The organism is Gordonia prachuapensis (genome assembly GCF_036350515.1).
GTDB lineage: Bacteria > Actinomycetota > Actinomycetes > Mycobacteriales > Mycobacteriaceae > Gordonia > Gordonia prachuapensis.
The window spans coordinates 1-20,904 of the sequence record NZ_JAZDUE010000001.1; the positions used below are offsets into that span (position 1 = coordinate 1).

The 20,904-nt window shown below is 66.8% G+C and carries 20 protein-coding genes; 11 read left to right on the top strand and 9 right to left on the bottom strand.

Features of this window, described 5'->3' with window-relative positions; genetic code table 11:
• Nucleotides 1–122: 122 nt before the first annotated feature.
• Nucleotides 123–770 (bottom strand): TetR/AcrR family transcriptional regulator, encoded by a 648-nt coding sequence (locus V1Y59_RS00005; RefSeq protein ID WP_330502813.1) that lies wholly within the window; start codon nt 768–770, stop codon nt 123–125.
• Nucleotides 771–898: 128 nt separating this feature from the next.
• On the opposite strand from V1Y59_RS00005, the gene V1Y59_RS00010 reads away from it, so the two are divergent.
• From V1Y59_RS00010 to V1Y59_RS00025, 4 genes are all read left to right on the top strand, one after another.
• A complete protein-coding gene (locus tag V1Y59_RS00010) occupies nt 899–2,296 on the top strand; it encodes a flavin-containing monooxygenase (protein WP_330502814.1) in 1,398 nt (465 codons plus the stop codon).
• The gene (locus tag V1Y59_RS00015) at nt 2,293–3,234 is read left to right on the top strand and encodes an alpha/beta hydrolase (protein WP_330502815.1); all 942 of its coding nucleotides are present in this window, start codon (nt 2,293–2,295) and stop codon (nt 3,232–3,234) included. The genes V1Y59_RS00010 and V1Y59_RS00015 overlap by 4 nt, the downstream gene beginning before the upstream one ends.
• Nucleotides 3,231–3,980, top strand: a complete 750-nt coding sequence (locus tag V1Y59_RS00020) for an SDR family NAD(P)-dependent oxidoreductase (RefSeq protein ID WP_330502816.1) — start codon at nt 3,231–3,233, stop codon at nt 3,978–3,980. The genes V1Y59_RS00015 and V1Y59_RS00020 overlap by 4 nt, the downstream gene beginning before the upstream one ends.
• Before the next feature lie 128 nt (nt 3,981–4,108).
• Nucleotides 4,109–5,080 (top strand): hypothetical protein, encoded by a 972-nt coding sequence (locus V1Y59_RS00025; protein WP_330502817.1) that lies wholly within the window; start codon nt 4,109–4,111, stop codon nt 5,078–5,080.
• 76 nt (nt 5,081–5,156) lie between these two features.
• On the opposite strand, the gene V1Y59_RS00030 is transcribed toward V1Y59_RS00025, so the two are convergent.
• Nucleotides 5,157–5,852 carry a class I SAM-dependent methyltransferase gene (locus V1Y59_RS00030; RefSeq protein WP_330502818.1) on the bottom strand — a complete coding sequence of 232 codons (696 nt, stop codon included), beginning with the start codon at nt 5,850–5,852 and terminating at the stop codon, nt 5,157–5,159.
• 49 nt (nt 5,853–5,901) lie between these two features.
• On the opposite strand from V1Y59_RS00030, the gene V1Y59_RS00035 reads away from it, so the two are divergent.
• The 4 genes from V1Y59_RS00035 to V1Y59_RS00050 all read left to right on the top strand — a co-directional run bounded on the left by V1Y59_RS00035 (nt 5,902) and on the right by V1Y59_RS00050 (nt 9,967).
• Nucleotides 5,902–6,870 (top strand): NADPH:quinone oxidoreductase family protein, encoded by a 969-nt coding sequence (locus V1Y59_RS00035; RefSeq protein ID WP_330502819.1) that lies wholly within the window; start codon nt 5,902–5,904, stop codon nt 6,868–6,870.
• Between the two features lie 163 nt (nt 6,871–7,033).
• A complete protein-coding gene (locus V1Y59_RS00040; RefSeq protein WP_330433144.1) occupies nt 7,034–7,309 on the top strand; it encodes a DUF2277 domain-containing protein in 276 nt (91 codons plus the stop codon).
• A gap of 150 nt (nt 7,310–7,459) precedes the next feature.
• Entirely contained in the window at nt 7,460–9,199 is a 1,740-nt protein-coding gene (locus V1Y59_RS00045; protein WP_330503210.1) for an ABC transporter substrate-binding protein/permease, read from the top strand.
• Nucleotides 9,200–9,202: 3 nt separating this feature from the next.
• Nucleotides 9,203–9,967, top strand: a complete 765-nt coding sequence (locus tag V1Y59_RS00050) for an amino acid ABC transporter ATP-binding protein (protein WP_330502820.1) — start codon at nt 9,203–9,205, stop codon at nt 9,965–9,967.
• On the opposite strand, the gene V1Y59_RS00055 is transcribed toward V1Y59_RS00050, so the two are convergent.
• Together V1Y59_RS00055 and V1Y59_RS00060 are read right to left on the bottom strand one after the other, a co-directional pair.
• Nucleotides 9,955–10,887 (bottom strand): amidohydrolase family protein, encoded by a 933-nt coding sequence (locus V1Y59_RS00055; protein ID WP_330502821.1) that lies wholly within the window; start codon nt 10,885–10,887, stop codon nt 9,955–9,957. The genes V1Y59_RS00050 and V1Y59_RS00055 overlap by 13 nt on opposite strands.
• 30 nt (nt 10,888–10,917) lie before the next feature.
• Nucleotides 10,918–11,619, bottom strand: a complete 702-nt coding sequence (locus V1Y59_RS00060) for a TetR/AcrR family transcriptional regulator (RefSeq protein ID WP_330502822.1) — start codon at nt 11,617–11,619, stop codon at nt 10,918–10,920.
• 265 nt (nt 11,620–11,884) lie between these two features.
• Here V1Y59_RS00060 and V1Y59_RS00065 point away from each other — a divergent pair, with 265 nt between their 5' ends.
• Genes V1Y59_RS00065 through V1Y59_RS00075 form a run of 3 tightly spaced genes read left to right on the top strand, consistent with a single transcriptional unit; the run spans nt 11,885 to nt 16,695 of the window.
• Nucleotides 11,885–13,141 (top strand): ABC transporter substrate-binding protein, encoded by a 1,257-nt coding sequence (locus tag V1Y59_RS00065; protein WP_330502823.1) that lies wholly within the window; start codon nt 11,885–11,887, stop codon nt 13,139–13,141.
• A 57-nt stretch (nt 13,142–13,198) separates the two neighbouring features.
• Complete coding sequence (locus V1Y59_RS00070; RefSeq protein ID WP_330502824.1) at nt 13,199–15,961, top strand: branched-chain amino acid ABC transporter permease/ATP-binding protein; 2,763 nt, start codon at nt 13,199–13,201, stop codon at nt 15,959–15,961.
• Entirely contained in the window at nt 15,958–16,695 is a 738-nt protein-coding gene (locus V1Y59_RS00075) for a branched-chain amino acid ABC transporter ATP-binding protein (RefSeq protein ID WP_330502825.1), read from the top strand. The genes V1Y59_RS00070 and V1Y59_RS00075 overlap by 4 nt, the downstream gene beginning before the upstream one ends.
• Before the next feature lie 8 nt (nt 16,696–16,703).
• Here V1Y59_RS00075 and V1Y59_RS00080 read toward each other — a convergent pair whose 3' ends face one another.
• From V1Y59_RS00080 to V1Y59_RS00100, 5 genes are read right to left on the bottom strand one after another with little or no spacing between them, the layout of a single operon-like run.
• A complete protein-coding gene (locus V1Y59_RS00080) occupies nt 16,704–17,360 on the bottom strand; it encodes a PaaI family thioesterase (protein WP_330502826.1) in 657 nt (218 codons plus the stop codon).
• 60 nt (nt 17,361–17,420) lie between these two features.
• Nucleotides 17,421–18,803, bottom strand: a complete 1,383-nt coding sequence (locus V1Y59_RS00085) for an alpha/beta hydrolase domain-containing protein (protein ID WP_330502827.1) — start codon at nt 18,801–18,803, stop codon at nt 17,421–17,423.
• Entirely contained in the window at nt 18,800–19,192 is a 393-nt protein-coding gene (locus V1Y59_RS00090) for a carboxymuconolactone decarboxylase family protein (RefSeq protein ID WP_330502828.1), read from the bottom strand. Before V1Y59_RS00090 ends, V1Y59_RS00085 begins: the two co-directional genes overlap by 4 nt.
• Complete coding sequence (locus tag V1Y59_RS00095; RefSeq protein WP_330502829.1) at nt 19,189–20,082, bottom strand: NAD(P)-dependent oxidoreductase; 894 nt, start codon at nt 20,080–20,082, stop codon at nt 19,189–19,191. The genes V1Y59_RS00090 and V1Y59_RS00095 overlap by 4 nt, the downstream gene beginning before the upstream one ends.
• The gene (locus V1Y59_RS00100; protein WP_330502830.1) at nt 20,079–20,825 is read right to left on the bottom strand and encodes an SDR family oxidoreductase; all 747 of its coding nucleotides are present in this window, start codon (nt 20,823–20,825) and stop codon (nt 20,079–20,081) included. The genes V1Y59_RS00095 and V1Y59_RS00100 overlap by 4 nt, the downstream gene beginning before the upstream one ends.
• Nucleotides 20,826–20,904 lie beyond the last annotated feature (79 nt).

A 20,904-nucleotide genomic window follows, 5' to 3' on the forward strand; every position in this document is an offset into this window, starting at 1 on the left:
TCAACACCAACTCGATCTTCGGTCGCCCACCTGCCATACCCCAGGATCCCACGCCCGAGCAGCCCGTTTGCCGCGCAACATCCCTCCGTTACAGTTATTTAACGAATTTATGGCGCAGGACACTAGCCGAGCGGTGTATCGAGACCATCCGCCACGTCCCCCGGATCTGCCCGCAACGCCGGCATCAGGTACCGACGGACGTGCCTGATGACGGCGTCCGGGTCGTCAGGGTCGATGGTCTCCGACGGTACGGTTCCGAGGCTGATCAGCACGCGCGCAACCCATTCCGACACCTCGGCGAGGTTGTGCCCGGGGTGGATCTCGCCACGTGCCGCGGCGGCCTCGATATAGGGCCGCCAAAACTGCGCGAGGTCGGGAACCAGGCCCGCGACACCGGCGCCGGCGCACGCGGCGAAGTCGTCGGGCTCCTCGGTCCGCAGGCGAAGGAGTAGCGTGCCAGGGTCGTCGTAGGCGCCACGTCCGATCCGTACCCCTGCCGCCACCTGCCGCTCGAAGTCGTCGATCTCGTCGAGTTCGCCGACGGCGTCCGACCAGAACGATTCGTTCAGCCGCACCAGGGCGGCGCCGATCAAGGTCGACTTGTCCGGAAAGTGCCGATAGAGCCAGGCCCGTGAGACGCCCGCGGTCTCGGCCACCTCTTGCATCGTGGTCGCCCGGATTCCCTTGTCGGCCAGTAATTTCTCGGTTGCGTCGAGCAGCCGTGCGCTGACGGTGCTCGTGGGCCGACTCTGTGGCGGTGCCTCCTTCACGTTCGAACCCTAGCAAAACCCGTAGACAAATCTCGGATTCTGTTTACCCGGCGATGGAAATGCGGTAGACAGAATATGCAATCTGTCTACTGATCCGGTGCGGCCGGGCGTTCGGTGAGGAATATGACATGAGTCCATACCTACCGCGGACCGCGGTCATCGGGGCCGGCATCAGCGGCCTCACCGCGGGCAAGATGCTCGCCGACTACGGCGTGCCCTACACCTGTTTCGAGTCCTCGGACCGCATCGGTGGGAACTGGGCGTTCGGGAATCCGAACGGGCACAGCAGCGCCTATCGTTCGCTGCACATCGACACGTCCAAACATCAGTTGTCGTTCCGGGATTTTCCGATGCCCGAGAGTTATCCGGACTTTCCCCACCACACCCAGATCAAGGCATACCTGGACTCATATGCCGAAGCCTTCGGTCTCCTCGAGAACATCGAGTTCGAGAACGGTGTCACCCACGCCCGTCGTCTCGAGGACGGCGGCTGGGAACTCGAGACCCAGCGGGGCGAGCGGCGACTGTTCGATCTGCTGATCGTGGCCAACGGGCACCACTGGGATCCTCGACTTCCCGATTTCCCCGGTCAATTCGACGGGCTCGAGATGCATGCCCACCACTACGTCGACCCGAAGACGCCGCACGAGTTCACCGGAAAGCGAATCCTGGTGGTGGGCTTGGGAAACAGCGCCGCCGACATCGCCGTCGAGCTGTCGTCGAAGGCGCTCGACAACACGCTGACCCTGTCGACCAGATCGGGTGCGTGGATCGTGCCGAAATACTTCGCGGGAACGCCGGCCGACAAGTACTACCACACGTCCCCGTACATCCCGTGGTCGTGGCAGCGGAAGTTCATGCAGGTCATGCAGCCGGTGACGGCCGGACGTCCGGAGGACTACGGGCTGCCGACGCCGAATCACAAGTTCTTCGAAGCACATCCGACACAGTCGGTCGAACTGCCGTTGCGCCTGGGGTCGGGCGACGTGATCGCCAAACCCAACATCGCCAGACTCGACGGCGAGACGGTGCACTTCGAGGACGGAACCGCCGACGACTTCGACATCATCATCTACGCAACCGGTTACAACATCACCTTCCCGTTCTTCGACGAGGACTTCATCAGCGCTCCGGACAATCGCATCGACCTGTACAAGCGGATGTTCTATCCCGGTATCGACGACCTGGTCTTCGCCGGGTTCGCGCAGGCGACTCCGACGTTGTTCCCGTTCGTCGAGTGCCAGGCGCGGTTGATCGGCGCCTACGCGGTCGGCCGCTACCGCCTGCCCGCCGTCGACGACATGCACCGCGTCATCACCGAGGACATGCAGTTCTACACCGGGCACATGCTCGATCGACCCCGCCACACCCAGCAGCTCGATCACTATCTCTACGAACACGATATGAGGACCAAGGAGATCCCGTCGGGGATGAGACGAGCGGCCGCACAAGGGGGTCCGGCCTGGTCACGGGTGGGTGAGCAGTCCGTCGAACCGGCTGCCGCGACGGCGGGAGCCGGACAGTGACCACCCGGCAGAACGTGACATTCGATTCCCTCGGGACCACCTGCGACGCCTGGTTCTATCCGGGTACCGAGCGATCGCCATTCGATGGTTCGGCCGGGCGGCCGGTGGTCGTCATGGCGCACGGATTCGCCGGTACCAAGGACTCCGGGCTCGACCCCTATGCTCGGCGGTTGGCGGATGCCGGCCTGGCGGTGTTCGTGTTCGACTATCGCGGCTTCGGGTTGTCGGGAGGCGAGCCGCGTCAACGTATCTCGATGCGTGCACAGGCCGAGGACTACCGCAGCGCGATCGTCGCAGCGAAACGCCAACCGGGCATCGACCCCGGACGCGTGATCCTGTGGGGGATCTCCCAATCCGGCGGCCACGCACTGATCGTCGCCGGTGGCCGATCCGACGTCGCCGCGGTGATCAGCATGGTCCCGCTCGTGAACGGGTTGTCGGCGGGCGTGCACCACTACCCGCAGGTGGGTGCCGCGTCGATGCTGCGTTCCACCGTCGTGGGGATCGGCAGCGCACTGGGGGCGAAGGCGGGGCGTTCGCCGATGATGATGCCGGTCGTCGGCAGGCCGGGGGAGAAGGCGGCGCTCACCTCGCCGGGCTTCTACGAGGACTACCTCGCGATCGCCGGACCATCATGGCGCAACGAGGTCGACGCCTCCGTCGGCCTCGAACTCGGCAGCTTCCGCGCCGACAAGGCGGCCGAGAACGTCGATGCTCCGGTCCTGATGCAGATCGCCGACTTCGATCAGGGCGCACCACCGCACGCCGCGGCCAAGGCGGGGTTCAAGGCGCGCGCCGAGGTTCGGCACTATCCGTGCGACCACTTCGACGTGTTCGAGGGCAAGGACTGGTTCGAGACCGCTGTCGCACATCAGATCTCGTTCCTCACCAGGCACCTCACGGCCGAGGTGTCGGCGGCCGGGGCCGCGGCGCGATGAGCGGCACCGCGCTGGTGGTCGGTGGCGCTTCGGGGATCGGGCTTGCCGTGGCGAAAGCGTTTGTCGCCGAGGGGGATCAGGTCGTCGTCGCGGATGTGAACGCCGAGGCCGCGCGGTCGGCCGCCGACGAGATGGGCGCCCTCGCGGTGGCCATGGACGTCACCGACGAGGCGTCCGTCGCCGCCGGCTTCGACGGCATCGAGGACCTGCAGACGGTGGTGAGCTGCGCCGGCCTGACGATCCCGGGTGCCATCACCGAACTGCCTCTCGAACAGTGGCAGACCACCATCGACGTCTGTCTCACCGGGGCGTTCCTCGTGCTCAAACACGCCGGACAGCGCATCGCCGACGGCGGCAGCATCGTCGTGATCTCGTCGCTCAACGGTCGACAGCCCGGTGCGGGGATGGGCGCCTACTGCGCATCGAAGGCCGGGGTGACGATGCTGGTGGAGGTGGCCGCGCTCGAGCTGGCGTCACGCGGAGTCCGAGTGAATGCCGTGTCGCCGGGCCTGGTCGACACCCCCTTGACCGCGGGATTGTCGATCGTGCCGGGGCTGACCGAGGAGTACATCGAGAACACACCCCTGGGACGGGCCGGGCGCCCGGACGAGATCGCCGACATGGTGACCTTCCTGGCCTCCGACAAGGCGTCCTGGATCACCGGGGCTGCCTTCGACGTCAACGGTGGCGCACATTTGCAGCGTTACCCCGATGTGCTCGGCAAGCTGCGCGCCATGGTGCCTTGACGGTTCTTCCCCTGGATCTCACTTCGTCCCCCAGCTGCATCTGGGGGACGAAGCGGCATGTGGCGGACGAACGGCGCTTGTGGATGGAATCCGCAGAAGGTGTCGCGATACCGGCATGATGACCACTCATGGACGATCTGGGTATCGGCTCCGAGCATCTCCTGTTTCGAGCAGCAGCACTTGGCCGGGGCACTTCGGACGCCGCCTTGCGCCGCGGCGTCGAGAACGGCGCGATCGCGCGTGTCTGGCGCGGTGTCTACCTGCCGGCCGGTACCGATGAACGGGCGCAACGCCACTCCGCATCACTCGAGAGGTATCGGGTGGTGGTGATCGGGGCATCGAGCAGCGGTGGCCCGGAGCGGACCGTGAGTCATGTCTCGGCGGCCGCCATGCACCGTATTCCGATGCTGTATCCGGATCTGTCCAAGGTCCACTTCACCTCGGCCACAACCGGAAGGCGGGGTGGCCGCGGGATCATTCATCAGGCTGCACTTGCCGACTCCGATGTCTGCATCGTCGACGGCATCCCGGTCACATCCGTGGCCCGCTCGGCCTGCGACGTCGCGCGGACAAGCACGCTGTTACAAGCGGTCTGTGTTCTGGATTCGGCGCTTCGACGCGGTACTACGATGGGCGACTTGCAAGCACAGCTCGCACGCCTCAGGCGACACCACGGCGTCGCGATGCTGCGCGCGGCCCTGGCCCGTACGGACGGCTCTTCGGAGAGTATCGGTGAGACAGTCAGTCGGTTCGTGATGGCCGAAAGCACGAAGATCCCGGCGCCGGAGTCACAGGTGAGTATCGACGTCGACATCGGCGGCAGGCGCACAGAGGTGCGGGGTGATTTCGGCTGGCGAGACGCCAACGGTGTCCTCCGGGTGGTCGGTGAGTTCGACGGTCGTTTCAAGTACCACCGGTCGAATCCGTTCGGCGACGATCGTCTGCCGGAGGAGGTCATCTACGAGGAGAAGCTACGGGAAGACGCGATCCGCGCGGCCGGCCCCCATGTGGTCCGCTGGACATGGGGTGACACCCTTCGTCCGAAGGTGCTCCACGCGAAGGTGATCGCCGCACTGCAGGCCTCTGGCCTCATCACGTGAGTTCCTCCCCCACGTGTTGCCTCGTCCGCTACCTGCAGATGGGGGACCAATCGGGAAGTGGGGGAGGAGGAACCGATCAGGAGCCGGGGAACGGCTCGCCGGGGGTGCCGGAGTCCCGGCGCAGGACCCGCAGCGAGCCCTCGACGCGCACCTCGGTGAACTGGCCGGTCGCGAGGGCCTGGCAGTAGATCTCGTACGGGGGACGGCCGCCGTCCTCGGGGTTCGGGAACACGTCGTGGATCAGCAGCGCACCACCGATCCGCACCCACGGCGCCCAGCCGTCGAGGTCGGTCTGCGCGGCCTGCATGCTGTGGCCACCGTCGATGAAGACGAAGTCGGCGGGTTGTCCCCACACCTTCGCAGCGGTCGCCGACGGCGCCAGCATGCCCACGACGGTGTCCTCGAGTCCCGCGTCGAACATGGTGCGGCGGAAGCGCGCCGACGTGTCCAGCGTGCCGGTGTGCGGGTCGACCAGCGACTCGTCGTGGTACTCCCAACCGGGCTGATGTTCTTCGGAACCGCGGTGGTGGTCGACGGTGACGATGGTCGCCTCACACGCCTCGGCGGCGGCACCGAGGAACACCGTCGACTTGCCGCAATACGTGCCGATCTCGACGCCGACTTTTGTCGAATCACGTTGTGACAGATACTCACCCGCGATCTCGAACAGGGTCTGCGCCTCGTCGAGCGGCATGAACCCGGGCGCGTCCTCGGCGACCTTCCGTCGCTCCGGCGATGGTGTGTTCGACATCTGCGTCGACGATGCGGTCATGAGGCAGATCCTATCCGTTCACCCATCGCCGCACAGTAGGGTGAGCCGTATGCAAGCACAGGTGCTGACCGCAGAGACCGGTCCCGAAGGACTCGAGCTGACCACTGTCGACGACCCGAAGCCCGCCGACGGACAGGTCCTCGTCGACATCAAGTCGTGCGGGGTGTGTTTCCCCGACCTCCTCATGAGTCAGGGCAAGTACCAGCTCCGCGTACCGACTCCGTTCACCCCGGGTACCGAGGTGGCCGGTGTGGTGCGTGAGGCGCCGGCGGGATCGTCGGTCAAGGCCGGCGACAAGGTGCTCGTGGCCTCGGTCGTCGGTGGCTTCGCCGAGCAGGTCGTCGCGGCTCCCGAGCAGCTCCTGCCGCTGCCCGACGGCCTGTCGTTCGAACAGGGTTCGGCGATGGGCATCAACTACCAGACGGCGTTGTTCGCGCTCAAGGTACGTGCGCAGACGGCGCCTGGTGAGGTCGTCGGCGTCCTCGGCGCGGCAGGTGGCGTGGGAACCGCATCGATCATGGTGGCGAAGGCCATGGGCGCCAAGGTGATCGCGATCGTGCATCGCAAGGGTGCCGAGGAGCTGCTGCGCAGCGCGGGCGCCGACGAGGTGGTCCAGCTCGAAGAGGGCTGGGGTGCGAAGCTCAAGGAGATCGAGCCGGCCGGTGTCGACGTGATGATCGACCCGTCGGGTGGTGAGGTTTTCGACGAGGCCCTGCGCCAGGTGGCGCCCGACGGCCGGTACGTGGTCATCGGGTTCGCCGCGGGCGGTATCCCCACCGTGAAGCTCAACCGGGTGCTCTTCCGCAACATCTCGGTGGTGGGCGCGGCCTGGGGCGAGTACGTGCGCACCCACCCGGATCTGCCGGCTCTGTTGCACGACGAGCTGGGGGAGATGATCGCCGCCGGGATGAGTCCGCAGGTCAACGTCACCTACACGCTCGACGAACTGCCGAAGGCGTTGACGGATCTCGCCGAGGGGCGGATCCTGGGGAAGGCAGTCGTCAAGATCGCCGACTGACGACGGGTCTCGATACGCCTCCTCGCAGGCTCGTCGGCTACTCGACCACCGGGTGGGCCTCCTCGCAGGCTCGTCGGCTACTCGACCACCGGGTGGCGAGCGAGCCTGCGAGCCCGGCGCGTATCGAGGCCGACCCGACCACAACCTGCCCGAGGAGTCCACCATGTGCCGCAACATCACCGAACTCCGCGGCTTGGAACCCGCCGCGACCGACGAGGAGATCGAGGCCGCGGCGCGACAGTACGTCCGTAAGGTCAGCGGCGTCCGGCATCCGTCGGCCGCCAACGTCGAGGCGTTCGAAGCGGCTGTGCAGAAGGTCACCGACGCCACCCACGAACTGCTCGACGCGCTCCCCGAACGGCGGCAGCCGCCCAAGACGGTGCCGCCACTGCGGCGTCCCGAGGTCCGGGCGCGGATTGCCGCGCGCGACTCGGCATAGTCCGACATCGACCAAGGGCCGGGTCGGCTTTCACCCAGTGGACGTCGTCCGGCGGATGGCAGCGGTGGTCCTCGCTACTGTGCAGAGATGACATCCGCACCCCGCCTGCTGCGCATCACAGCCGCAGCCGTCGTGCTGGTCATCGGTGTGATGGCCGCCGTCGCTGTGCTCGCACCCCCGCGCGCGGCTGCGGCGCCCACCGACAACTGTGCGCCGCCGGGCGTGGGGTCCGCGTCGGCCGCCCCGGTGAATCTCGCCGCGGCCGATCAGGGCGGCGACGACCGCTTCACCACGGAGACCACGACACCGATCGACCAGATCGACGTGAGCGGACTGGAACTGCTGACGCCCGGGCGGCTGTCGGTCGGGACGCTCTCGGATGCCGGCCCCAGCATCTGCGTGAACAGCGAAGGGGTGTTCACCGGCTTCGACAACGAGCTCCTCAAGGCGGTCGCGGCCAAACTGGGCCTGCAGATCCAATTCGCCGGCACCGAGTTCGCCGGGTTGCTGTCGCAGGTGGCCAACAACCGGTTCGACGTGGGGTCGTCATCGATCACTACGACCGACGAACGGCGGCGCACCGTCGATTTCACCAACGGTTACGACTTCGGATACTTCTCGCTGGTCGCCCCCGACGGTGGCTCGATCGGGGGATTCGACGACCTGAACGAGTCGGTGCGCATCGGCGTCGTCCAGGGCACGGTGCAGGACGACTACGTCGTCAACACGCTGGGACTCGACCCCGTCAAGTTCCCCGACTACGCCACCGCGTACGCCAACCTGAAGGCCGGCCAGATCGACGCCTGGGTGGCGCCGTCGCAGCAGGCCGAAGGGTCGGTGCAGCCCGGCGACAACGCCTCGATCGTCGAGAACACCTTCAGCGTCAACAACTTCATCGCCTGGGCGATCGGCAAGAACAAGCCGCGCCTGACCGAGGCGCTCAACTCCGGACTGGACGCCGTGATCGCCGACGGCACCTACGCCGACCTCTACGCCGACTGGGTTCCGCGCGAACTGCCCGACGGATGGAAACCGGGGAGCAAGGCCGCCCCCGAACCCGAGCTGCCCGATTTCGCCGCGATCGCCCGGGAGAACGCGGCCGCCGACGACTCCGAGGACACCGACACGGCCCCGCGGAGCACTCTCGAGCAGCTCGGCGCCACCTTCTTCGACTGGGAGCTGTACAAGGAATCGTTCCCCGATCTCATCAAGACCGGCCTGGTCAACACCTTGATCCTGTCGGCCGTGTCCGGTGTGTTGGGCACGATTCTCGGCATGCTGCTGGCGGTCGCCGGCATTTCGCGGTCCCGATGGCTGAGATGGCCGGCGCGTGTCTACACCGACATCTTCCGAGGCCTGCCCGCCGTGGTGGTCATCCTCATCGTGGGTCTCGGTGTCGGCCCCGTGGTCCGCGGCATCACCGGCAACAACCCCTACTGGCTGGGCGCGATCGCCCTGGCGCTGCTGGCCGCGGCGTACATCGGGGAGATCTTCCGCGCCGGCATCCAGAGCGTCGACGACGGGCAGATGGAAGCCGCGCGTGCCATCGGATTCAGTTACCGCCAGTCGATGCGGCTCGTCGTCGTGCCGCAGGGCGTGCGACGCGTGTTGCCGGCTCTGATGAACCAGTTCATCTCCCTCATCAAGGACAGCTCGCTGGTGTACTTCCTGGGATTGCTGGCGAGCCAACGCGAACTGTTCGCGGTGGGACGTGATCTCAACGCGCAGACCGGCAACCTGTCGCCGCTGGTCGCTGCCGGCATCGTCTACCTCGCGCTGACCATCCCGCTGACGCATCTGGTCAATTACATCGATGCCCGGCTGCGGACCGGTAGACCTGCCGAAACCGAGGACGACCCCCTGCCGCCGACCGCCGTCGAGAAGGGATGAGCAGTGTCCGATCCCACCAACAGCCGTGACGCCGTGTCCCGAGATGCCGTGTCACTGACCGGCACTGGATTGCATCTGTCCTTTGGCAAGAATCATGTCCTGCGCGGCGTGGACATCCAGGTCGACGCCGGGACGACCACCACGGTGATCGGTCCGTCGGGATCGGGGAAGTCGACACTGCTGCGGGTGCTCAACCGGCTGCACGAACCCGATCAGGGCGACATCCTGCTGGACGGGCGTTCGGTCCTGGCGGACAATCCCGACGAGCTGCGGCGCCGCATCGGCATGGTGTTCCAGCACTTCAATCTGTTCCCGCACAAGACTGTCGCCCAGAACATCGCGCTCGGACCACAGAAGCTCCGCAGTCTGAGCAAGGACGAGGCGCATGAGGTGGCGTTACGGCAACTCGACATCGTCGGCCTGCGGAACAAGGCCGACGCGCGGCCGGGCAACCTGTCCGGCGGGCAACAGCAGCGCGTCGCCATCGCCCGCGCATTGGCGATGGAACCTCAGGTGATGTTCTTCGACGAGGCGACGTCGGCGCTCGACCCCGAACTGGTGAAGGGTGTGCTCGCGCTGATCACCGAGCTGTCCGAGAAGGGCATGACGATGGTCGTCGTGACCCATGAGATGGGCTACGCCCGCAACGTGTCCGACCATGTGCTGTTCATGGACCACGGGGCGGTCGTGGAAACCGGTGCACCCGAGCAGATCTTCACCGATGCGTCGTCGGAACGCCTGCGCAACTTCCTGTCTCAGGTGCTCTGAGCGGAGCTGATGCCGAACAGGTCGGCGGCGTTTCGGTAGATCACGTCGCGCAGCCAGTCGTCGCCCAGGTCGAGCCGGATCAGTGCCTCGAGGGCATGCGTGTACGGATACGGGATGTTCGGGAAGTCGCTGCCGAACAGGATCCGATCGCTGAGATCGAGTAAGCGGGGCAACGCATCTCGCGGGAACGGTGCCGATTCCTCGGCGAAGTCGGTGAACGACATCGTCGTGTCGAATCGGACGTTGCGATATCGGTCGGCGATGTCGAGGAACTCCACGTACTCCGGGGTTCCCATGTGCGCGATGATCAGCGGCAACGACGGAAAACGATGGAGCAGTGCCGCTATCGGCCCGGGGCCGGTGTAATTGCCGGGAGCCGGGCCCGACCCGCAATGGATGATCACCGGGATCTGACTGTCGGCGATCTGCGACCACACGCCGTCGAGGAGCGAGTCCGTCGGCGTGAAGTCGCCGACCTGGATGTGACACTTGAACACCCCGACGCCGCGTGCGATGGCCTGTGACACGTAGGTCGGCGCCGACTCCTCCGGGTAGAACGTCGCCGTGTGCAGACAATCGGGGTGGTGGGCGGCGAAGTCGGTGGCCCACCCGTTGAGCCACTCGGCCATGTCCGGCTTGTGGGGATACACGAGCGACGAGTAGGCGCGGATACCGAACTCCTGCAGAGCCGCGACCCGGACGTCTTCGTCGGCGCGGTACGTGATCGGCCATTCGCGGCCGAGCATCGGCCCCGCGGAGTCGAAGTACGCCCAGACCTTGTCCATCACCGGTTTCGGCATGAAGTGGGTGTGGACGTCGATGAGTCCGGGCAGGCCGAGTGATGTCCAGATCGCCCTGACCCGGGCGGCTTCGTCGGCGCTGAACGGTGGGGACGTGCTGTTCGGAACGGCGCTGTTCACGTCGTCAACGCTACCTCCGCGCGTTTCCGATCACCCGTCGCGGTGGTCGGAGAGCATCGCTTCCGCGCGGAGGAGGATGGCCTCGAAGATGAACTCGAATGTTCGCTCGTTGACGTTGTCGATGTGATGACCGCGGGTGGACAGGGCCTCGATCAGTGGGTCGTTCGGACGTACGGTGCCATCGGGATCGGCTTCGCTGCCGGTGAAGACGCCGAAGTGTTCGAGCATCGCGCTGCCACACACGTGCGCCAGGAGCGAGAGGTACACCTCCAGAGCACCGTCGCGGGTGAACCCCGCGGACACCAACGAGGCGATGATGGTCTCCAGCTTCTCGGCCATCACCTCGAGTGACGCGGGGCTCGACCGGGCATTGCGAACGCGCAGAAGCGTCAGTTCGACCATGACCGGCTGCGCCCGGAAGGTCCGGTGCATCCGGCGGAAGTGTCTGCGGAGTGCGTCCTGCCAGTCGTCGGCACCTTCGAACGGGGTCGCCTCCTGGTACTCCGCGCCGGCCTTCTCCGACATCGCGTCGAGGAGGTCCTCCTTCTTGCGGAAGTACCAGTAGATGCTCGTGACCCCGACGTCGAGGTGCTTGGCGAGCAGCGGCATGCTGAATTCGGCCAACGACACTTGATTGGCGACTTCGAAAGCGCCGGTGATGATCTCGTCGGCGGAGATCGACCCGCGGGGGCGTCGGTTCGTCGAGGTTCGGCGAGTCTTGGGGCTGGCCATCGTCTCCCTTCCCTCCGCCGGCGCGGCGCCCGGCGTTTCGGACGCTCGACCAACCCTACGTGGTCGTTCGGCGCCGGGGTTTCGCGAGAAAGTCGGTCCGCGCGGCGGCATGACCGATTTGACGGAAAACCCTTCTCCCGTGATCTGTATCACGCTAGTGTTCTGCCCGGAGGAGTTACCGTGATCGTTACTGTTGCGCTTACTGGAAGTCCTCTTCGCAGGCCAGGGCAAGGATCTCGGCCGCGTCAGCTCTGAAGGGGGCCACATGAAAGCAGCATCTCCATTCTTCAAGCGCAGCCTTCGTTCGACGGTCATGGCCGGGGCGGCGGGATTGCTCGTCCTCGGCGGCGTGACAGCGTGTGCCGACGACAGCTCGTCAGACTCCTCGGCCCCGGCCGGTGACACCTCTGCCCTTCCGTCGAACCCGGCCACGGGTGATCCGATCAAGATCGGCTACATCACCCCCGAGGGTGGGGCGGTGTCGCTGCCCATGGTGCGCGAGGGTGGTGAGGCTGCCGCGCAGTACCTGAACAACAATGGCGGCGGAATCGGTGGGCACCAGGTGGATCTCGTCGTCTGCGAGCAGCAGGAGGACCCCGCCTCGGCAACCGCCTGCGCCAACCAGATGGTGGAGGACCAAGTCGCAGCGGTCATCTCGCCGTTGGGGGCGCAGGGCGCGGTGATGCTGCCGATCATCACCGGCGCGGGCATCCCCTACATCTCGCAGGCGCCCGTGTCGCAGGTCGAGATGGTCTCGGAGAACGCCTACATGCTCTCCGGCGGCATCGTCGCAGTCCTTTCGGGGCAGGCGGCCACCGCTGCGCAGGCCGGATACAAGAAGTTCACCGTGCTCGTCGGTGACAGTGGTGACGCAGCCGCGTCCGTGCAGGCGCTGGGCACACCGATGTTCCAGCAGGCCGGAATCGAACTGAAGGTCGTGACGGTGCCGACCGGGACCGCTGATCCCACACCACAGATCACCGCCGGCCTCGCCGACAACCCGGACGCCGTCACGATTCTCGGCGACACCGGGCAGTGCATCTCGTCGCTGAAGGCCCTGCAGACCGTCGCGCCCGACGTGCAGAAGTATCTGATCGCCAGCTGCCTCGACAAACCCGTCCTCGACAACGTCGGGAACGAGGCCGTCGCCGGAGCCAAGGCGTTCACCACGGTCGTCGTGGGCGCCGACACCGAGTCGTCTGACCTGTACCGCAGCGTGATGGCCGAGTACGCCCCGGACACCGACCCGGCCGGGCTCGGCTACCTCGGCTACCAGGTGGTCATGTCACTCGGCGAGGTGGGGGAGTCGCTGACCGGGCCGGTCACGCCGGAGGCGATCGCCACCGCGATGTCGTCGGCGAAGGATGTGCCGCTGCCGGCGGCAGAGGGCATCACGTTCACCTGTGACGGCAGCGCGGTGCCTCAGCTGAGGGCGTTGTGCAGTCGGGCGATCCTCGTCAGCGACGTCACCGATGACGCGACGCTGGAGAACACGACAGCGGTCAACAACGGCGCGAACTGACCGCACCGACCGAATGGTCGGGGGTCGCCACGTGCGGCCCCCGACCGAGGACGTCTCATGACACAGCATTTCGCCTTCCTCGCGTTGGGCCTCGGCAACGGTGCGGTCTACGCCGCACTCGGCCTCGCCCTGGTGATGACCTTCAAGAGCTCCGGTGTGGTGAACTTCGCCACCGGCGCCGTCGCCCTTTATGCCGCATACACTTTCGCGTTCCTACGGCACGGCGAGCTGCTCATCCCGATCCCCGGGTTCCCGTCGACCATCGATCTCGGCGGAGATCTGGCCGTGGCACCCGCGCTGATCATCTCGGTCGTCATCTCGGCGGTGCTCGGCGTGATCCTGTATCTGGCCGTCTTTCGTCAGATGCGGACCGCTCCAGTGTTGGCGAAGGCGGTGGCCTCCATCGGCCTGATGCTGGTGATCCAGGCACTCATCGCCTTGCGGGTCGGAGCGGACACGCCGACCGTCGGCCCGATCTTCGCGCCGAAGCCGGTCGAGATCGGCAGCAGCGCGGTGCCGGCCGACCGTCTGTGGCTGGCCGTCGTCATCGTCGGTATAGCCGTGTGCGCCGGACTCGTGCTGCGCTACACCCGTTTCGGGGTCGCCACCGAGGCTGCCGCCGAGTCCGAGAAGGGTGCGCTCGTCACCGGGTTGTCGCCGGATCGGATCGCCATCAGCAACTGGGCGTTGTCGTCGGCCACCGCGGGTATCGGCGGTATCGTCATCGCGCCGATCGTGCCGCTGAACCCGGTCGCGTACACCATGTTCATCGTGCCTGCCCTCGCCGCTGCCCTGGTGGGGAACTTCGCCAGCATCGCCGTCACGGTCGGCGCAGGACTGCTCATCGGGATGCTGCAGTCGGAGGCCACGAACCTGCAGTCGACCTGGGACTGGCTGCCGCAGGCCGGTGTCGCCGAGGCGGTGCCGCTCGTCCTCATCGTCGGATTCCTGCTGATCCGCGGGCAGCCGCTGCCGGGACGCGGTGCGGTGATCCGCCAGTACATGGGGCGATCGCCGAGGCCGCGACGCCTGACGCTGTCGGTGGTGATCGGTGTGATCGTCGGGTTCGGTGCGCTGCTCACCACATCGGGGAGTCTTCGGCTCGCGGTCATCGCCACGATGATCTTCGGGGTGATCGCGCTCTCGCAGGTCGTGGTCACCGGTTACGCCGGTCAGGTGTCGCTCGCACAGCTCACCCTGGCCGGGGTGGGCGCCTACAGTCTCAGTAGATTCAGCTCCGATCTGGGTGTGCCGTTCCCGATCTCGCCGCTGCTGGCGGCGTGCGCGGCGATGGTGGTCGGGGTGTTGGTAGGACTTCCCGCCCTGCGGGTGCGTGGTCTCCCGCTGATGGTCGCGACACTCGCGCTGGCGGTGTTCCTCGAAGCCTTCTGGTTTCGCAACCCGACCTTCAACGGCGGAATGCAGGGAGCGCCCATCGAACCGCCGACGCTGTTCGGACTGGATCTCGGAATCGGTGCGGGCCAGGGATATCCCCGTCTCGCCTTCGGCATCGTCTGCCTGGCGACCATCGTGATCGTCGCCGTCGGAGTGGCCTGGCTGCGCCGCAGCCGCCTGGGCGCGTCGATGCTCGCGGTGCGGGCGAACGAACGATCGGCGGCCGCCACCGGCATCAACGTCGGCGTCGTCAAGCTCGCGGCGTTCGCCATCGCGTCCTTCATCGCGGGTCTGGGTGGCGCGCTGCTTGCGTATCAGCAAACCCTGGCCACCGCAGGCAGTTTCACGGTGTTCGCCGGGATCGGGCTGTTCGCGATCTTCTACGTTGCAGGTGTGACGTCGATCTCCGGAGCGTTGCTCGCCGGCGTGCTCGCCCCCGGTGGCATCCTCTACTTCGCCTCCGACCGCTACCTCGCGTTCGGTGACTATTACATGCTCGTCAGCGGAATCCTGTTGGTGCTCACCGTGGTCACCAACCCCGACGGTCTCGCCGGCCTCCTCCACAGGTGGATGTCGCGGAGAACTTCGGCACCGACCGCACCCGTGATCGGCACAGACCACTTGGAGTCCACCCTCGCGCCGCGTCCGGACACACCTGCCCGGTCGGGGTCGGCCGAGGTCATCCTGTCGGTCGAGGCGATGACCGTTCGGTACGGAACGGTGCGGGCAGTCGATGATGTCGGTTTCGATGTGCGTTCCGGTGAGATCGTGGGACTGATCGGGCCGAACGGGGCAGGCAAGACGACGCTGATCGACGCCGTCGGCGGATTCGTTCGCTCGGACGGTCGGGTGGTGCTGGCCGGCACGGAACTGAGCGGTCCGCCGCATCGCCGGAGCCGGGCAGGCCTGGGCCGGACATTCCAGGATCTCGAGCTCTATGACGAACTCTCCGTGGCGGAGAACGTCCTCGCCGGCATGAACGGGAGCGACGCGTCGGAGACCTGCGACGCGGTCCTGCGACTGCTCGACATCCACGGCCTCGCCGATACGGCCGCGGCGGACCTGTCGCAAGGTCAGCGGCAGCTGGTGTCGGTGGCCCGGGTCCTCGCCCGACGCCCCGCCGTAGCGCTCCTCGACGAGCCCGCCGCGGGACTCGACAGCGCCGAGAGTCGGTGGCTGGGTGACCGGCTCAGGGCGGCACGGGAATCCGGTGTGACGATGCTCCTCGTCGATCACGACATGGATCTGGTGTTCGACATCTGTGACCGGGTCGTCGTGCTCGACCTCGGCCGGGTGATCGCATCCGGGACACCGGCCGAGATCCGTAGTGACCCACGGGTTGTCAGCGCCTACCTCGGGTCACCCGCGCACGACGAGCGTGACGGGGCACCCACACCGCCGGCGAACGAGGAGGTACCGACATGACCGTGCTGGACTGCACCCACCTCGACGCCGGGCATGTGCGGACGAGTCCGTGTATCCGTGGCCTCGACTTCGCCGTCGACGAGGGTGAGGTCGTCGCCATCCTCGGGCCGAACGGCGCCGGCAAGACGACGTTGCTGCTGACACTGTCGGGCCTGATCCCGAGAATGGGTGGGACGGTCCGTGTCGGCGGCGACGAGATGCCGTCGGGCAACCCCCGACGTGCGGTCCGTGCCGGGGTTGTCCTGGTGCCCGACGACCGCGCCCTGTTCCGGCGGCTCAGTACGCGGCAGAACCTGCGACTGGCGATCCACCAGCGCACGCGCAGGTCCGGCGACCACACGATGGAGGAAGTGCTGCAGTACTTTCCGGCTTTACGGCCGCGTCTGCGGGTCGCCGCCGGGCAGCTCTCCGGTGGCGAGCAGCAGATGCTCGCCATCGCACGGGCCCTGCTGCAGAAGCCGAAGGTCCTGCTCATCGATGAACTCAGCATGGGCCTTGCCCCGGTGGTGGTCGAGTCGATCATGTCGGTGCTGCGCGACGTCGCGGCCACGGGCACCGCGGTCGTCCTCGTCGAACAGCACGTACGGCTGGCGCTCGAGGTCGCCGACCGGGCAGTCGTGCTGGTACACGGTACGGTCGCCCTGGAGGATGCGGCAGCGACCCTGGCCGCGGACATGGGGCGGGTCGAACGCGCGTATCTGCACGGTGTCGGAGACCAGCCGACACCGGCGTGACCGGTCGGTTAAGCGTCGCCCGGACGTCGCGCCTTGCGGGGCATCGGCCCGTCCCAGTTCTTGGGCACGATGAACACGCCTTCGGCGGTCACCGTCTGTCCCTTCTCATCTGACAGCGAACCGTGCACGATCTTCTTTCGCCCGTCCCGCTCGACGATGACGGCCTCGGCGTGCAGTGATCCGAGTGGGGTGGGGCGCAGAAAGCGCAGCGAGATGGTGCCCGTGTAGCACGGGACGTCGTCGGCGCTACCGGCCTCGCCGAGCACATGGTCGAGAACCATCGCGCAGATCCCGCCGTGCACACAGTCCGACGGACCCTCGTACGCCGCGCCGAGCGTGAAATCCGCGGTGACGCGGTCGTCCGCATGGCGCACCGTCTGCACGGGTGGCGCAATGGCGTTTCGAAGCCCGATCACCGCATTTCCCCACGGCATGCCCTGCAGGTCCGCGGTGAAGCGGACCCCGTAGGACCCGTCGATCTGCTTGGCGCGCAGGGTGTTGACAGCCGCCTCGATCAATCGATGGGCCTCGCGTACCGAGTCGTCGTCGACCTCGGTGCGGATCACCGCGTCGACGAGTTCGCGGACCGAATCGGTGAGCGGTTCGTACAGGTCCCGGCGGCGCGCGATCTCGTCGTCGGAAATGTCCTCGAGGGTGAACTCCATGGGGCTCCTATCGCTGCTCGAACGGTCGCCGTGATCGGCACCGCTCGGCACGGTCTCGGCTCATCGGACGGTCGACTGTGGGCTCGAGGGGTTTGAAGTCGGGGCGGGCACGAGGTCGGGGCGGGCATCGGCGAGGATCTCCTCGCGGTCGGCTTCGAGCGCGAATCCGGCGTCGATGACCTCGGTGGTCGCGGCGCGATACTGCGCCAGATAGTCGTCGGTGTCGCGGTAGCGGCGGGCGAGAAGGTCCGGGTCGGCAGGCGTGGTCGACCCGAACAGCAGGCAGATCCTCGGCAGCTCACCGGAGACGATCCCGCTCAGCACTTGCGTCGGGACATCGACACAGGGGGTGCGGACCCCGCCGCGGACATTGCCGATCTCATCGAGTTCGAAAGTGTCGGTGGCGTCGTCGACGCACAGCGGTGGCGCGGACGGCGGTGGCGTACCTCCGCCGGCCCACCGCGTTAGGTGGCTCAGGGCGGCCCGCAGGACGAAGCGCTGCTGCCCGCGGTTGACCGGCGTGGGACAGCCGAGCAGATCCTCGTACGGGCCGATCTGATGGAGATCGGCGTGCGCGGTGCCGGCGATCTCCCAGAGCCGCAGACGGTCGGTGTCGGGTTGGCGGGACCGGACGAACCGGAAGTTCGTCAGTACGTCGGTCTCGGTTTGCACGATCAGCACCGGGATGCGCAGGGACTCACGGATCGTCGCCGGGTCGGCGTCGAACACGGTGGCGATGTCGACACCGCATCCGGGGTCCCCGAAGGGCATCTCGCCGGCCGCGCGACTGTGGATGAGGATGCCGTCGATCGCGTCGTGGACCTCGACGACATGATTCGCATAGGTCGTGAGCGCCATCGCCGACTGCGACTCACCCACGGCCAAAAGATGTTTCACCGACAGGCCGCCCAGCGGGTGGCTGTCGTCGGAGGCCTGTCGCAGTGCCGCGCAGACGGTGCCGAAGATGTCGAAGCAGTAGGCGTCGCCCGGATGGTGCAGGTCGCCGTAGCGTTGCGGGTCCTTGGCGGCCAGCGACTGCGGTCCACTGCCGAGCGCCATGCCCACCGAGCCGTGGCCGCCTTCGATCCCGGTGAACTGTGCCGAGATCCCGACCCAGACGTATCCGGCTCGGACGAGTTCGTCGGACAGGTAGGTGTACTCGGGTGCCGCGTCGGCCCCGCTCGACACATTGAGCCATTCCACGACGACCGTGCCGGTGAAGTCGGCGGTGTCGATCGGTCGTCGTACCAGGGCGCGGGTCGTGTAGGCGGCGGTGTCGACGACCGCGAACGAGGCACCCGACGGCGCGAAGCTGCGCGCGATACCGTGCACGGCGTACTCGTTCTCGCGGTAGCCATGTGCGGTGAGATCGGGGCCGGGTGTGGCACTGACGATGGAGCAGCCGGCTCCTCCGGTCAGCTCGGTGAACGCCACGGACATCATTTTCCCTGATTCTTGCGGTAGTTCTTGCTGACCTCTCCGAACATCATGTTCATCTTGGTGCCGACCGGCCAACCCACGTAGTAGCAGAGGAACAGCGCGATCTCCTCCAACTGCTCCGGGGTCAGTTCGCCGTTGCCGAGGGCGGCGCCGGCCTGGATCTCGGCGACGTCGACGTGTCCGCCGGCCGCGAGTGCGCCGAGGAGTAGGAGCCGGCGGTCGCGGATGGACAGCCCTTCGCGCGTCCAGACCTCGGCGAAGAGTTGGTCGGCGGTGTGGGCGAAATGCAGTCCTGGTCCGTCGGACATCTCCCATCCGTAGACCTGCGACATCATCTCGAGTCCGCGTCGGCGTTGATCCGATGGCGTGTGCTGGGTGTCGGTGTCGGTCATGCCTCTCCTTCGTGGTGCGGTACGCCGAGGCCGCGTGCCAGGTCGGCGTATGCCCGGGTGCCCAGGGGTAGGTTCACGCCGAGGCGTTCGCCCAGGTCGAGGGCCAGCGCCAGATCCTTCTCTCCCAAGGTTCGCACGTGTGTGAAGATGTCGTACCAGAAATCGTCGGGATCGATCTCGGCTGTGGTGTCGCGCAACATGATTGCACCTGCGCCACCGGTGATGGCATCGGTGTGTCGGACCACCTTGCCGAGCTTGGCGATGTCGATTCCCGCCGCCTCGGCCAGTCGGGACGCCTCGGTGGCGGCGGTGAAGGAGATGAAATGCAGGAGGTTGCGCGCCAGTTTCATCCGGGTCCCGGAGCCGACCGCGTCCCCGGCATGCACGATCATGTCGGCGCACAGTGCGAACGGTTCTTTCAGCTGCTGGTAGGCCTCGCGCGGCCCGCCGACCATGATGGCGAGCCGTCCCTGTTCGGCGCCCGGGGCGCCGCCGGAGATCGGTGCGTCGAGCAGGCGTACGTCCTTCTGCGCACACACCTCGGCGAGTTCGGATGCGGTCTCCGGGCTGATGGTGGAGTGAACCGTGATGATCGTGCCCGGGCGCGCGGTCGACAGCAGACCGTCCGCACCCGATACCACCGCTCGCACCTGCTCGTCGGTGACCACGCAGATCCCGATGATATCCGTGGTGGCGGCGAGCGCGGCCGGCGACTCGGCCGAGCGTGCACCCTGGTCGACGAGGGTTCGCACCGCATCGTCGGACAAGTCGAAGACGATCAGACCGCCGTCCCACTTCGCCAGACGTGCTGCCATGGGTCCGCCGATGTTGCCGAGGCCGACGTAGCCGAGCCGTGCGCGCCCGGCCGACGGTGTGGAGCCGTCGCTCATGACCGGATGACCTGCCCGCCGTCGACGTTGAAGATCTGACCGGTCACCCATCCCGCCTCGTCGGAGAGCAGGAACAGACACATGCCGACCAGATCCTCGGGTGTACCGAACCGCTTGAGCGGCAGCCGGTTGACGATGTCGGCGACCATCTCCTTCGGGGTGGTGGACCGGGTGGCCTCGGTGTCGATGGGTCCCGGAGCGATCGCGTTGACCCGGATGTTCTGGCCTCCGAGCTCGGTGGCCAGCTGTTGGGTGAGGCCGTTCACGCCGACCTTGGCCAGTCCGTAGAAGCCGCTGTAGAGCCACGCCGCCGTGGAGGATTGGTTGACGATGGCGCCACCATCGGTCATGTGCGGATAGACGGCGCGGGTGACGTTGAGCGCCCCGTCGAGGTTCACGCTCATGAACTTCTTGTAGTAGTCCCACGGCACGGTGATGAGGAAATCGAGCTTCATCCCGCCGTAGATGGCGGCGTTGTTCACCAGACCGTGAACCGTGCCGTAGGCGTCGACCGCCGCGGTCGCGAGTGCCTGTGCCGACTGCTCGTCGGAGACATCGGTGTTGACGTACAGGCCGCCGATGTCGGCGGCGACCTGCTTGCCCGTCTCGTCGTTGAGGTCGGCGATCACGACGTTGGCGCCCTCGGCGGCGAGCCCACGCGCGTACGCCTCACCGATCCCTCCGGCGGCGCCCGTCACGATGATGGTCTTGTCCTGGAAACGCTTACGGTTCTCGGAAGTCATTGTCCTGCTTTCTGTTGTGGTTTCGGTTTCGATACGCGGTGGGCTCGCAAGCTCGCTCACCGCTACTCAACCAGCGGCC